Genomic DNA, 13,326 nt, shown 5'->3' on the forward strand with positions numbered 1-13,326 from the left:
GCGGCGATGGGGCGGCTCTCGTGACCGAGCGCTACATCCTCGCCATCGACCAGGGCACCACCTCGACGCGATGCATTCTCTTCGATCGGCGGGCCACCGTCGTTTCCGTGGCGCGGGCCGAGCATCCGCAGAGCTATCCCAAGCCGGGGTGGGTGGAGCACGACGCGGCGCGGATCTGGCGGGACACCCAGAAGCTGATCAAGCGGGTGATGGCCTCGGCCGGGATCGGGGCCGCTCAGGTCGCCGCGATCGGCATCGCCAACCAGCGCGAGACCGCCGTGGTGTGGGACCGCAAGACCGGAGTGCCGGTGGCGCCGGCGATCGTCTGGCAGGACACCCGTACGTCCGCGCTGGTCTCCGCCCTGGATGCCGACTTCGTGCGGGACAGGACCGGGCTTCCGCCGGCCACCTACTTCTCGGCGCCCAAGGTGCAGTGGCTGCTCGACCACACGCCGGGGCTGCGGGCCCGGGCCGAGAAGGGCGAGGTGCTCTTCGGGACGATGGACAGCTGGCTGATCTGGAACCTGACCGGCGGCAAGCACCACCTGACCGACGTCACCAACGCCAGCCGCACGATGCTGATGGACCTCACGACGCTGCGCTGGGATGCCTCACTCGTCGATGTGTGCACGATCCCACAGGCGATGCTGCCGGAGATCCGCTCCTCGTCCGAGGTCTACGGCGCGGCCGACTCGGTGCTGCCGGGGGTGCCGATCGCGGCCGCCATGGGCGATCAGCAGGCCGCGCTGTTCGGGCAGGCGTGCTTTGCGCCCGGTGACGTCAAATGCACGTACGGCACCGGCGGTTTTCTGCTCATGAACACCGGTTCCACGCCGGTCCGGTCGACGCACGGGCTGCTGGCCACGGTGGGCTACCGGATCGGGAACGAGCCGGTGGCGTACGCCCTGGAAGGCTCCATCGCCATCGCCGGATCTCTGGTGCAGTGGGTACGCGACGGGCTCGAGCTGATCGGCACCGCCTCCGAGATCGAGACGCTGGCCGGCACTGTCGCCGACAACGGCGGCTGCTACATCGTGCCCGCGTTCTCCGGGCTGTTCGCGCCGCACTGGCAGAGCGAGGCGCGCGGTGTGATCGTGGGCCTGACCTCGTACATCACCAAGGGTCATCTGGCCCGGGCCGTGCTCGAGGCCACCGGCTGGCAGACCCGCGAGGTGGTCGACGCGATGAACGCCGACTCCGGGCTCGCGCTGACCACGCTCAACGTGGACGGCGGGATGACCTCCGACAACCTGCTCATGCAGATCGTGGCGGACGTGCTCGACGTTCCGGTCGTACGGCCGATGGTCGCCGAGACCGTGTCGCTCGGCGCCGCCTACGCCGCCGGGCTGGCCGTCGGATATTGGTCCGACCTGCAGGACCTGCGCAACAACCGGCACCGGGCCGGGCGCTGGCTCTCGGCCATGGACGCCGGGCGGCGCGCCGCCGAATACCAGAGGTGGCGGCGCGCCGTCGACTGTGCGGTCCTGTTCGCGGATCAGGGCCAGACGTAGGGCGACCTCGGCTGTCGCGGCTCCTTCGGCTGCCGCACCGGGTGCGTGCGGAACTGCTCGCTGTGCAGGCCGAACGAGCGGTCCAGCTTCGGCATCCAGTACGAGTCGGCGTGGTTGCCGGCGCCCAGCTGGTAGTCGTGCCGCACACCCTTCGAGGCCAGGGCCACGCTCATGTTCCTGGCCGCCGTGCCGAACCCGTACTCGTCCTGGTCACCGCCGTCGAAGTAGAAGGTGTGCCGGTTGAGCTCGGCCGCCGTCATCGACTGGACCATCTTGATCGGCTGGAGATTCGCGTTCGCGGCCCGCTCGGCGGCCGTGCCGGCTAGCGGGGCCAGGCTCAGCGCGCCGATGTGGCTGGCGATCGAGCTGAACAGGCCCGGGTTGGTCAGGCCGATCGTGAACGCGCCCTGGCCGCCCATCGACACGCCGGAGATGCCCCGGTGCTCCCGGTCGGCGAGCGTGCGGTAGGACCGGTCGACCATCGGCAGCACCTCGTTGACGATCATCGACTTGTAGTTGCCGGCCGACGTGTCCACGTACCAGCCGCTGCCGCCGTCCGGGAACACCACGACGGTCTCCTCGAGACCCCGGTCCTTGATCAGCTTGTCGAGGACCGCGTCCATGTCGCGGGCCTCCCACTCGATGTTGCTGCCGTTGATGCCGTTGAGCATGTAGACGACCGGGAAGCGCTTGGCCGTGGTGCGGGTGTAGCTCTTCGGCAGGTAGACGTTGAACTGCACGCGCTTGCTCATCGCGGCCGACATGTAGCTGTCGCGGAAGAACCGGGAGTGGTCGCCCAGCTCGACGCCCCTACGCGGGTCGAGGTAGAGCATCTCGCGGGTCGGCGGGAGCAGCTCGGTGCCGTCGGAGGCGGTCCAGCCGCGAATCGTGTCGACCACGAGGCGGCCCTGGTCGTCGACGAAGACCTCGGCCTGGGCGTCGGTCAGCGTGACCTTCCTCTTCCACGCCCTGATCTCGGACAGCCGCCGTTCGGCCGTGTCGCCCTGGTGGAAGAAACCGTCGGCCAGGGTCGAGGCGTAGGCGCGCAGGTCACCGGAGGCGATGGCCCGATGTTGCTTGGTGAGCAGCGCGCAGGCGTACGCCAATTGGGCCTTTGTCGCGGCTTTGCCCCCGCGGAAATGCGCTTTGCTGTAAAGACCGACCGGGCCGGCGTAGAAACCGCCGCCGCCGGTGCCGTCGTAGACCCGGACCGCGATGGTGTTGGAGCCGCCCCAATTCAACAGCCCGTCGGCCGGGTAATACTCGCGCGGCACTTCCCACGTCGAATCGAAGGTGGGCGGGAAACCGCCGGTGCGGCCGATCTCGGTGCCGTTGAGGAAGGTCTGGTCGGCGTCGTCGATCTGCCCCAGGGTGGCCACGATCGCCGAGTCGGCGACGCCGGACGGGCGGGCCGGCAGGGTGAAGGTCTTGCGATACCAGGCGAAGCCGTCGTAATTCTTCAGATCGGCCTCGTTGTTCCAGTTGTCGGGCACGCTCCACGATTTCCACGCGCCGTCGTCGAACGAGGCGGCGGAGAAGGCCGGGTCGTCGCCAGTGGTGAACTTCCAGCCGTCGCCGGCCAGATCGAATCCATAGTCGACCGAGCCGGTGGTGGCACATGAGGTGTCTGCTAGCGCCGTCTCCCCGGTCGAGACGACCACACCGCCGACGAGAGTCATGGCCAGGAGCGCACGAGAGATTATGCGTGACATTCGACCGCCTGAACAAAGTCAAACACGAAACATGATGGACGCACACTCGCAACATTCCCTTATCCCTGTCAATGCTCTGACTCGAGTTGACAGTCCGTGTTCGATCATGTTTGAAATACGCCCTCCGGAGGCTTTCGAAAGCCTTAACATGTCGTGGTGGACAGCACCGAAATCCAGAAACTGGTCGCTCTCGAAGATCGACACTGGTGGTATCGGGAAAGGCGGGCCCTTCTCGCCCGCAATCTGCGCCGGCTGCCCGGCCCACCCGGAACGGCCCTGGACATCGGCGCCGCCGGCGGCGGGAACACGCGCGTCCTGCAAAAACACCACTGGTCCCCGATCGCCGTCGAATACGGTCACGACGGCGCCACGGCCGCCCGCAAACGCGCATTACCGACCGTGCGCGGAGATGGCCGTCATCTCCCGATCAGGTCAGACTCGGTAGACCTTGTCGTCGCATTCGACGTTCTCGAGCACATTGACGACGATGAGCGGGTTGTCACCGAAATGCGCCGGGTTCTGCGCCCCGGCGCCAGCGCGCTCATCACCGTGCCGTGCGACATGAAGCTGTGGTCGGCCCACGACGTCGCGGTCGGGCACCTCCGGCGCTACACGCGCGACACGCTGCGCGCCGTCCTGGAGAACGGTGGCCTGCGGGTCGAGCGGCTCTGGAGCTGGAACGTGCTGCTGCGCCCCGGCGCCGCGTACACCCGCAAGAAATCCACCACCAGCGACCTGCGCAAGATGAACCCGCTGGTCAACGCCGCCCTCAGCGCCGTCATCGTGACCGAGCGCTTCCTGCCGGTGCAGTCACTGCCCGGCGTCTCCCTGATGGCCCGCGCGGTCCGCGACGCCTGACGGCATTCCGTCAGGTACGCCCTCGCCCGGCCGATGAGCAGGCCCATGAGAAGCGACCTGGAGCACCGGCGCGCCCTGGAACGGATCGCGCTGTGGTCCCGGGCCTGCGTGATGGTGCTGGTCGGGGTCGTCGTCGCCGGTACGCCGGACGACATCCGCTGGACCACCTCCTGGCAGCCGGCCCTGTGGCAGGTGGCGTCGGTGATCGGCGTACACCTGATCGCGGCCACGATCCTGGCCGCCCTCCGGCTGCGGCACTCCACGGACGGCCGGTACCGGTGGGTCGCCGGGGCGCAGACCGTGTTCGACGTCCTCGCCGTGGCCACGCCGATGCTGGTCATCGACAGTGTCGCCGGGGTGCCGGTGTGGCCGAGCGCGGTGCTCGCCCTCATGTCGGCCGCCACCAGGCACAAGCTTCCCGGTGTGCTGATCGCCTGGGCCGTGGTGTCGGCCGCCCTGGTCGCCGGGGTCCTGCTCGGCCACGGCGCGCCCGGCGCGCCGCACGGGGCCGGCATCGCGCTGGCCGTCGTCGTCCTGCTCGTCACGGCGGCCACGGCCGGCGTGCAGGCGAGCAGCCTCGACCGGTACGTGACCGAGTTGCACCGGGCCCGGTCGGCCATGACCCGCCAGGCGCGCACCGACGCGCTGACCGGCGCGGCCAACCGGCTGGCCCTCGAAGAGTACGAGGCCTCGCGCCCGGACGGCGAGGTGAGCCTGGTGCTGCTCGACCTCGACGGCTTCAAGGAAGTGAACGACACCCACGGCCACCACGCCGGCGACGTGCTGCTGAAGACCGTCGCCGAGCGCCTGCGGAACCGGCTGCGGGCCGACGATCTGCTGGTACGGCTCGGCGGTGACGAGTTCGTCGTGGTCCTGCCCGGCCTCCCGGCCGAGCGGGCCGACGAGGCGGTCGTGAGCTGGACGAGGGCGGTGGCCGATCCGGTCGAGATCGGCGGGGACGCCGTACGGGTCGGTGTCAGCGCCGGCGTCGCCCATCGCCCGATCGGTGACACTTCGGGCTTCGCGGACCTGCTCCGTACAGCCGATCGGCGCATGTATCGCCACAAGCGCGCCCGTCGCTTTGCATGAAAATGCGGGAGCGTGCATAATCTAGCCCGTGACCAAGGTTCTGTCCTCTCTCCCGGTCGGCCAGCGGGTCGGCATCGCCTTCTCCGGTGGCCTCGACACGTCGGTCGCGGTCGCGTGGATGCGTGAAAAGGGCGCCGTGCCCTGCGCGTACACCGCCGAGATCGGCCAGTACGACGAGCCCGACGTGACCTCCGTGCCCGATCGCGCGCTGGCCTACGGCGCCGAGGTCGCCCGCCTCGTCGACTGCCGCTCGGCCCTCGTCGAGGAGGGGCTCGCCGCGCTCGCCTGCGGCGCGTTCCACATCCGCTCCGGCGGCAAGACCTACTTCAACACGACGCCGCTGGGCCGGGCCGTCACCGGCACCCTGCTCGTGCGGGCCATGCTGGAAGACCAGGTGCAGATCTGGGGCGACGGCTCGACGTTCAAGGGCAACGACATCGAGCGTTTCTATCGGTACGGTCTTCTGGCCAACCCGTCGCTGCGCATCTACAAGCCGTGGCTCGACAAAGACTTCGTCACCGAGCTCGGCGGGCGCAAGGAGATGAGCGAGTGGCTGCTCGCGCACGACCTGCCCTACCGTGACTCGACCGAGAAGGCGTACTCGACCGACGCCAACATCTGGGGCGCCACCCACGAGGCCAAGTCGCTGGAGCACCTCAACACCGGCATCGAGATCGTCGACCCGATCATGGGCGTCCGCTTCTGGGACCCCGAGGTGGCGATCGCCGCCGAGGACGTGACCGTCGGCTTCGTCGAGGGCCGGCCGGTCACCATCAACGGCAAGGAGTTCGGCTCGCCGGTCGACCTGGTGCTCGAGGCCAACGCCGTCGGCGGCCGCCACGGCCTGGGCATGTCCGACCAGATCGAAAACCGGATCATCGAGGCCAAGAGCCGGGGCATCTACGAGGCGCCCGGCATGGCGCTGCTGCACATCGCGTACGAGCGGCTGGTCAACGCGATCCACAACGAGGACACGGTCACCAGCTACCACACCGAGGGCCGCAAGCTGGGCCGGCTCATGTACGAGGGCCGCTGGCTCGACCCGCAGGCGCTCATGCTCCGCGAGTCCCTGCAGCGCTGGGTCGGCAACGCGGTGACCGGCGAGGTCACGCTGCGGCTGCGCCGCGGCGACGACTACTCGGTGCTCGACACCACCGGCCCGGCTTTCAGCTACCACCCTGACAAGCTGTCGATGGAGCGGACCGAGACGCCGGCCTTCGCCCCGGTCGACCGGATCGGCCAGCTGACGATGCGCAACCTCGACATCGCCGACTCGCGGGCCAAGCTCGAGCAGTACGCGCTGCTCGGCATGGTCGGCAGCCCGCAGGGCCTGGTCGGCGCCCTCCCGGCCGGCGGCGCGGAGGAGATCGCCTCCCGCGGCGCCGAGGCGAACGCCGAGGACACCCTGCTCGACCAGGCCGCCATGGAGTCCGGCACCGACTGAGCCCGCTCGCAGGCGCGCGCCGCGACCCGCGCGCCTGCGCCTGCTCCGACTTGCGCCTGCTCCGACTTGCCGCCCGCGTCGTGATCGAGTTGCGGGCGGCAGGCGTCAGCTCCGGTTCACGTAGGCGGCCAGGCCGCCGAGTTCCTCGCTGGCGATGAAGACCGATCGCACGCTGATGATGGCTTCCTCGACGTGGTCGGGGCACCCCCACGCGGCGTCGCCCCACGAGTCGGCGAGCTTGATCTCGGCCGGGGCGGCGCAGGGCTGGGGGCCGCCGAGCTGGCAGTGCTCGGGATGGGGCGCGGCCGCCTGGGCGACGGCCGCCGCCTTCATCCGCGCCGCCCGCTCCTCGGCCTCGCGGGCGGCCTGGGCCAGCTCCTCGTTGGCGGCCTGAGCGCGGGCCTCGGCGTGGTGGCGTTCGATGGCCAGGGCCGCCGTGCCCGCGAAGACCCGGGCCAGGGCGAGGTCCGCCTCCCGCGGCACGCGCGGGGTGCGGTGGTACATGGCGAAGGTGCCCAGCAGGGCGCCGTCGCGGGCCAGGATCGGCGTGGACCAGCAGGCGGCCAGGCCGGCCCGGCCGGCCAGATCGCGGAAGTCGGCCCAGAACGGGTCGCTCGCGATGTCGGTGACGATGACCGGCTCGCGCCGGTAGGCCGCGGTGCCGCAGGAGCCGACACCCTCGCCGGTGGCGATCCCGTCGATGGCCTCGTTGTAGAAGGCGGGCAGGCTGGGGGCGGCGCCGTGCCGCAGGTGCAGGCCGTCGGGATCGGCCAGCAGCACCGAGACGAGCACCTCCTCCGGCGCCAGCTCCTCGATGCTGCGGGCCATCCCGTCGAGCACCTCGGTCAGCGGCGCCTGGCGGGCGATCTGCTCGAGCAGCGCCCGGTGCTCGGCCATCAACCGCTGCGCCTGCTTGATCTGGGTGGTCTCGACGCCGATCAGGTGGACGCCGAGCACCTCGCCGTCCGCGTTCCGGCGCGGCTCCAAGGTGAAGTCGAAGGACGCCTCCTCGACCGGGACGTCGCGCAGCGTGAGCGGCGCGCCGGTGCGGTAGACCTGGTCCAGGTGGTCACGCAGCGGTTGCGGAGAGAACGAGGGACTCGCCGTCTCGACCACATGCTCCGGGCCGGACAGCGACGCGAAGACCGCGGCCGATTGACCGAACAACGCCCGTTGATCCTCGTTCGCCTCTGACATGGACACTTGTCTACCAGCAAGCATTTTCCGCCGTTCATCCGGCCCGCTCATCCGGCCGACGCTCATCCGCCGCGCGTGAGGTTCGGCCCACGGCGCCCGGATGACAATCGCGGACGTGGTGATCGCCGGCCGGGCCAGGCGCTGGGTGCGCCGGGTGGCGCCCCGGCGGGCCACGATCCGCCGTGACGCGACGGCCGGTCTCACGGGGGCGATCAGCGGCGTGCCCGACGGCATGGCGGCCAGCGTCCTGGCCGGGGTGAACCCGGTGTTCGGCCTCTACGCCAGCATCTTCGGCCCGATCGGGGGCGGCCTCACCGCCGGCACCCGGCGGATGGTCATCACGACGACCAGCGCCGCGGCCGTCGCCGCCGGATCGGCCCTGTCCGATGTCCCGGACGCGGACCGCCCGCGGGCGCTGTTCCTGCTGACCCTGATGGCCGGGGCGCTGATGGTCCTGGCCGGGCTGCTCCGGCTCGGGCGCTACCTCCGCTTCGTGCCGCACTCGGTCATGATCGGATTTCTGTCCGGCGTGGCCGTCAACATCGTCCTGGCCCAGATTCCGATCCTCGCGGGCACCACCGAGAGCGGCCCGCTCGCCCTGCTGCGGCACCTCGATCGGGTGAACGCCGGCGCGCTGGCGGCCGGGCTCTTCGCCCTGGTCGTGCTGGTGGCGTTCCGCCGCACCCGGTTCGGGGCCTACGCGACGCTGGTCGCGCTCATCGTGCCCAGCGTCGCCGTCGCGATCTTCCACGGCTCCGCCCCGGTGGTCGGCTCCATTCCGGGCGGGCTGCCCACGCCCGTACTGCCACGTCTCTCGGATTTTTCCTTCAGTCTCCTGGCCGGAGCGTTCGCGGTCGCGCTCGTCGTCCTGGTGCAGGGCGCCGGGGTCAGCGAGTCGGCCCCGAACCCGGACAAGACGCGAGCGGACCCCAACCGCGACTTCGTCGCGCAGGGCGTGGGCAACCTGCTCGCCGGGCTGTTCCGCGGCCAGCCGGTCGGCGGGTCGGTCGGCCGCACCGCGCTGAACGTCGCCGCCGGCGCCGCCGATCGCTGGGCCGCCGTCTTCTCCGGACTATGGCTGGCCGTCCTGCTGCTGCTCTTCTCCGGCCTGGTCGGCGCCGTGGTGATGTCGACCCTGGCCGCGGTGCTCATCGTGGCCGCGATCGGCGCCTTCCGGGCGGCCGATCTGCGGGCGATCGTGCGCACCGGCGCCATTTCGCGGATCGCGGTCCTCGCCACCTTCGTCTCCACACTGTTCCTGCCGGTGGCCGCCGCGGTCGGGGTCGGCGTCGCCTTGTCGCTGCTCATGCAGCTCAACCGCGAGGCGGCCGACCTGCGGGTGGTGCGGCTGACCCCGCGCGACGACGGCACCTTCGTCGAGCAGCCGGCGCCCCGGCGGCTGGAGTCGCACGAGGTCACGCTGCTGGACGTCTACGGCAGCCTGTTCTACGCGGGCGCCCGCACCCTTCAGGCCCGGCTGCCCGAGCCCGCCGGCGCCGAGCGCCCGGTGGTGGTCCTGCGGCTGCGGGGGCGGGCCATGCTCGGAGCGACCGTGTTCGCCGTCCTGTCGGACTACGCCCGGCGGCTGGCCGAGGCGGGCGGACGGCTCTACCTGACCGGCGTCGACCCGGCGGTGCAACGCCAGCTCCACCGCAACCGAACGGTCGAGCGGGTCGACGGCGTACGCGTCTTCACCGCAACCGACGTGATCGGCGAGTCCAGCCTTGAGGGCTACCGCGCGGCACAGCGCTGGCTCGATTCGTAGATCAGCCTATTTCAGGAGCTCGCGGATGTCGGCGGCGCTCAATCCGGCCGAGGCGAGCTCCCCGCCGTCCAGCACCCCGGCGAACAGTTCGGCCTTCCGCCGCTGCAACGCCATCACCTTCTCCTCGATGGTGTCGCGTGCGACCAGGCGGTAGACCATTACGTTGCGGGTCTGCCCGATGCGGTGGGCCCGGTCCACCGCCTGCGCCTCCGTGGCGGGGTTCCACCACGGGTCGAGCAGGATGCAGTAGTCCGCCTCGGTCAGGTTCAGGCCGAAGCCGCCGGCCTTCAGGCTGATCAGGAAGACCGGCGCGGCGCCGGTCTTGAACTCCTCGACGGCCCGTTTGCGGTCGCGGGTGGTGCCGTCGAGGTACGCGCAGGCGATGCCCGCCTGTTCCAGGCGCGCCCGGGCGCTGCCCAGGAAACGCGTGAACTGGCTGAACACCAGGGTGCGGTGGCCCTCGGCGGCGATGTCGGTGAGCTGCTCGACGAGCAGGTCGAGCTTGGTCGAGGAGACCGCGCCGTGGTCGCCGACCAGCCCGACGTCCAGGCTGGCCTGTCGCAACAGGGTCAGCGAGCGGAAGATCTCGAACCGGTTCTTCTCGAGGTCACCGAGCAGGCCGAGCACCTTCTGCCGCTCCCGTTGCAGGTAGCGCTGGTAGACCTTGCGATGTCCGGGTGCCAGATCGACCTCGATCACCTGTTCCTGCTTGGCCGGCAGTTCGGCCGCGACCTCGGTCTTGCGGCGGCGCAGCACCAACGGCCGGATGCGGCGGCGCAGCTGGGCCAGCCGGTCCTGGTCGCCTTCGCGCTCGATCGGCTTGCGGTAGTACTCGGTGAACCGATCGAGCCGGGGGAAGAGGCCGGGCGCCGCGATCGAGCAGAGCGCCCACAGCTCGGTCAGGTTGTTCTCCATCGGCGTGCCGGTGATGGCGACTTTGAACGGCGCGGGAAGACGGCGGGCGCACTTGTACGCCTGCGACTGGGGATTCTTCACGAACTGCGCCTCGTCGAGCACCAGACCGGCCCACTCCAGCGCCTCGTAGTCGTCGTACTCCAGGCGGAACAGAGTGTAGGACGTGACCACGACGTCGGCTTGACCGACGGCCTCGGCCAGATCGGCGCCGCGCCGGGCGGCGGTCTGGGTGATCGCGCGAACCTCTAGATCGGGGGTGAAGCGGCCGGCCTCGGCCGCCCAGTTGTGCACGACGCTGGCCGGCGCCACGACCAGGAAGCGGCCGTGCTTGCGGGCATGGCAGAGCAGGGCGAGCGCTTGCAGCGTCTTGCCGAGCCCCATGTCGTCGGCGAGGATGCCGCCGAGCCCGTTGTCGTGCAGGGCGGCCAGCCAGCGGAAGCCCTCCTGCTGGTAGGGGCGCAGCTCGGCGTCCACCTCATCCGGCACCGGCTGGTCGAGGAGCACGCCCGTTTCGGTGAGCGTGGCCACCGTGCGCTGCCACTCCGCCGCCTGGCCGGCGACCTCGCCGAGCTCGCCCAGCTCGTCCCAGACACCGGCCTGGAACCGGCCGACCCGCAGCACGCCCGGCGGGCTGTCGGTCAGCGCGCGCGACTCGGCGATCAGGTCACGCAGCTGCTGGAACTCCGGCCGGTCCAGACCGAAGTAGACACCGCTCGGAAGGATCAGGAACCTCTGGTCCTGGGCGAGCGCGACGAAGAGCGTCTCGAAGTCGGCCTGCTCGCCGCCGACCTCCACCCGAACCGACAGATCGAACCAGTCCTGCTCACCGGCCCGGGTGGCGCCGGTGAACGTGATGACGGGCGGCGCCTCGGTCTCCGCCAGGCCCCAGCCACCGTCCGGCTCGATCACGGACACGCCGAGCTCGGCGAGCGCGGGCACCACCGTACTCAGGAAATGAATGGTGTCGTCGCCCCGGAGAACCGGCTCGGCGGCGAGCCGGGGACCCAGCGGGCCGGACTCGAGCAGGGCGGGACCGGCGAGATCGGCCACTTGCCGTACGAGGTCGGCTCGCTCGCCGGGCAGGGCCGGCGACCACAGCGGCTCGCCGTGCCGCCCACCGCCGACCTCGGTGACCCACTCCCAGCGCAACCGCAGATCGTGCCGTCGTTCCGCGCTCACCGTGACGGTCAGGACCGGAACGCCCACCTCGGGAAGAACGACGGCGGGCCCGGCCGGCACAACCTCGACCTGGCGGACCAGGCCCGGATAGAACTCGGCGAAGAAGCGTTCCTCCTGAGCGGCCGGAACCCGGATGCCCGCCGCGGTCAGGGCTTTGCGAGCCGTGCGCGGAAGGGGGCGGGCCAGCGGGGCCAGCCGCATGACCTGCTGCGCGTCCCTCCAGACAACGCCGTGGGCCGGCTCACCGATGAAGTACGCGCTCTCCACCTCGACCGGCGTGCCGTCGGCCCGCACGGCGGCTTCCAGCACCAGGTCGCCGTCGATCCGGTCCACCCGCACCGACACCCGGGCCGGGCGCCGCGCCACGACCACGGCCGGGGCGTTGCGGCCGTACTGGACCATCGGGAGGCCGGACTCCTGAGCCTCGGCCAGCAGATCCCAGATGCGCCGGCTGTCGAACTCGTCGAGAAAGATGCTCGCGTTGGTGCTGTAGTAGGGCGCGCCGGACAACTGGACGATCTCGGTGAGCAACCGCCGGTGGTGCTTCAGAGCCGGCGAGTGACCACCGGCCCAGGCAAGCGTGTGCCAGTTGATGCCGCTGCGCACCCAGCCGCGGCGCCCCGGCAGCACCGGCCGCATCGAGATCCGCGACGTGGTCTTGCGACTCCGCGGAAGATACCCCTCGACCAGCTCGAACTGCAGTCCGAGCCCGGACTCCGCGGGCGCCGGATCGGGCGGCGCCCCGGCCACGTCCCGCACCAGCGCGGACAGCTGAGACTCCCAGCGGCCAACCTTCGGCCGCTTGGGGTCTTCTTTCGAGGTGGGAGCCCGCTTCGCCATCGGCGGCAACTCTAGAGGCGCGGCCGAACCGCGGCCAAACATGTACCTCGCCAGGGGGCTTCCTCATTGACGCGCGTCGTTAGCGTGTCTCTATGTCCGATCGGATGAGCGTGCGGGCCACCGAGCTGGTCACGCACGCGGGTCACGTCGAAGCGGTGGCCGACGGGGTCGCGACCGCGGCCGGGGCGGGTCGTGCCGTGCGCGCCGGCAATGACGCGTACGGTCAGCTCTGCGTGATGGTCCCGGCGATGCTGAACGCGCTGCAGGACATTCTGGTCGACGGTCTCGACGAATGTGCCGAGTCCTGCGCGACACCGGCACCAAGCTGCGCACCACCGCCGGCGAATACGAGGCCTCCGACGCCTTCAGTGCCGGGTTGCTGAAGAGCGGCGAATGACCACCAACCCGCTGGTCTCCGGGCCCGTCGAGCAACCGATGTCAGCCTGGGCGGGTGTGTGGTTGGCCGAGGACATCGAGCTCATCGCGCGGGGTGTGCAAAACAACAGCTAGTGTCCTGAGTCGTTAGATCGTTGTCAGTGGGTACGGTGGGTGGTATGCCGTCCTCGATAGCTGTGCCGATCGTGCTCACTGATGATGAGCGGGAGCAGTTGCTTGCCTGGTCACGGCGTCCGTCGAGCGCTCAGGCGATCGCGATGCGGTCGCGGGTGGTGCTGGCCTGTGCGGATGCGGCCGGTGCGCCGAACGGGGTGATCGCCGAGGAACTCGGGGTCTCCCGGAACACGGTGACTAAGTGGCGTAACCGGTTCGCCGCAGATCGGCTCGAAGGGTTGCTGGACGAGCCACGCCCGGGGCGGC

At 70.5% G+C, this 13,326-nt stretch carries 10 protein-coding genes; 7 read left to right on the top strand and 3 right to left on the bottom strand.

Annotated features, from left to right (window positions below; translation table 11 throughout):
• Window positions 1-20 precede the first annotated feature (20 nt).
• Complete coding sequence (gene glpK, locus CRP55_RS47875; protein ID WP_097328766.1) at window positions 21-1,511, top strand: glycerol kinase GlpK; 1,491 nt, start codon at window positions 21-23, stop codon at window positions 1,509-1,511.
• Here the strand turns inward: glpK and CRP55_RS47880 are convergent.
• On the bottom strand, window positions 1,496-3,190 hold the full coding sequence (locus CRP55_RS47880) for an alpha/beta hydrolase (protein ID WP_101536258.1): 1,695 nt from the start codon (window positions 3,188-3,190) through the stop codon (window positions 1,496-1,498). The two genes, glpK and CRP55_RS47880, sit on opposite strands and share 16 nt — an antisense overlap.
• A gap of 189 nt (window positions 3,191-3,379) precedes the next feature.
• On the opposite strand from CRP55_RS47880, the gene CRP55_RS47885 reads away from it, so the two are divergent.
• The 3 genes from CRP55_RS47885 to argG are packed head-to-tail and all read left to right on the top strand — an operon-like array spanning window position 3,380 to window position 6,614.
• Window positions 3,380-4,081 (top strand): class I SAM-dependent methyltransferase, encoded by a 702-nt coding sequence (locus CRP55_RS47885; RefSeq protein WP_097328768.1) that lies wholly within the window; start codon window positions 3,380-3,382, stop codon window positions 4,079-4,081.
• 45 nt (window positions 4,082-4,126) lie between these two features.
• On the top strand, window positions 4,127-5,170 hold the full coding sequence (locus CRP55_RS47890) for a GGDEF domain-containing protein (RefSeq protein ID WP_179855676.1): 1,044 nt from the start codon (window positions 4,127-4,129) through the stop codon (window positions 5,168-5,170).
• A gap of 28 nt (window positions 5,171-5,198) precedes the next feature.
• Complete coding sequence (gene argG, locus CRP55_RS47895; RefSeq protein WP_097328770.1) at window positions 5,199-6,614, top strand: argininosuccinate synthase; 1,416 nt, start codon at window positions 5,199-5,201, stop codon at window positions 6,612-6,614.
• 105 nt (window positions 6,615-6,719) lie between these two features.
• Here the strand turns inward: argG and CRP55_RS47900 are convergent, their stop codons facing one another.
• Entirely contained in the window at window positions 6,720-7,811 is a 1,092-nt protein-coding gene (locus CRP55_RS47900; RefSeq protein ID WP_097328771.1) for a GAF domain-containing protein, read from the bottom strand.
• A 100-nt stretch (window positions 7,812-7,911) separates the two neighbouring features.
• Here CRP55_RS47900 and CRP55_RS47905 point away from each other — a divergent pair, with 100 nt between their 5' ends.
• Window positions 7,912-9,576, top strand: a complete 1,665-nt coding sequence (locus CRP55_RS47905) for a SulP family inorganic anion transporter (RefSeq protein WP_097328772.1) — start codon at window positions 7,912-7,914, stop codon at window positions 9,574-9,576.
• A gap of 6 nt (window positions 9,577-9,582) precedes the next feature.
• Here the strand turns inward: CRP55_RS47905 and CRP55_RS47910 are convergent, their stop codons facing one another.
• Complete coding sequence (locus CRP55_RS47910; RefSeq protein WP_143235453.1) at window positions 9,583-12,510, bottom strand: DEAD/DEAH box helicase; 2,928 nt, start codon at window positions 12,508-12,510, stop codon at window positions 9,583-9,585.
• 92 nt (window positions 12,511-12,602) lie between these two features.
• Between CRP55_RS47910 and CRP55_RS47915 the strand changes: the two genes are divergently transcribed.
• Together CRP55_RS47915 and CRP55_RS47920 are read left to right on the top strand one after the other, a co-directional pair.
• Complete coding sequence (locus tag CRP55_RS47915) at window positions 12,603-12,893, top strand: type VII secretion target (RefSeq protein ID WP_245923903.1); 291 nt, start codon at window positions 12,603-12,605, stop codon at window positions 12,891-12,893.
• Between the two features lie 189 nt (window positions 12,894-13,082).
• On the top strand, window positions 13,083-13,326 hold a 244-nt coding region (locus CRP55_RS47920; RefSeq protein ID WP_179855677.1), incomplete at its 3' end, for a helix-turn-helix domain-containing protein.

The sequence above is a fragment of the Paractinoplanes atraurantiacus genome (genome assembly GCF_900215205.1).
GTDB classification, from domain to species: domain Bacteria; phylum Actinomycetota; class Actinomycetes; order Mycobacteriales; family Micromonosporaceae; genus Actinoplanes; species Actinoplanes atraurantiacus.

Coding starts and splice junctions, on each gene's coding strand:
- CRP55_RS47915 (WP_245923903.1), top strand. CDS start 12,603: ATGTCCGATCGGATGAGCGTGCGGGCCACCGAGCTGGTCACGCACGCG.
- CRP55_RS47905 (WP_097328772.1), top strand. CDS start 7,912: ATGACAATCGCGGACGTGGTGATCGCCGGCCGGGCCAGGCGCTGGGTG.
- CRP55_RS47910 (WP_143235453.1), bottom strand. CDS start 12,510: ATGGCGAAGCGGGCTCCCACCTCGAAAGAAGACCCCAAGCGGCCGAAG.
- CRP55_RS47880 (WP_101536258.1), bottom strand. CDS start 3,190: ATGACTCTCGTCGGCGGTGTGGTCGTCTCGACCGGGGAGACGGCGCTA.
- CRP55_RS47900 (WP_097328771.1), bottom strand. CDS start 7,811: ATGTCAGAGGCGAACGAGGATCAACGGGCGTTGTTCGGTCAATCGGCC.
- CRP55_RS47890 (WP_179855676.1), top strand. CDS start 4,127: ATGAGAAGCGACCTGGAGCACCGGCGCGCCCTGGAACGGATCGCGCTG.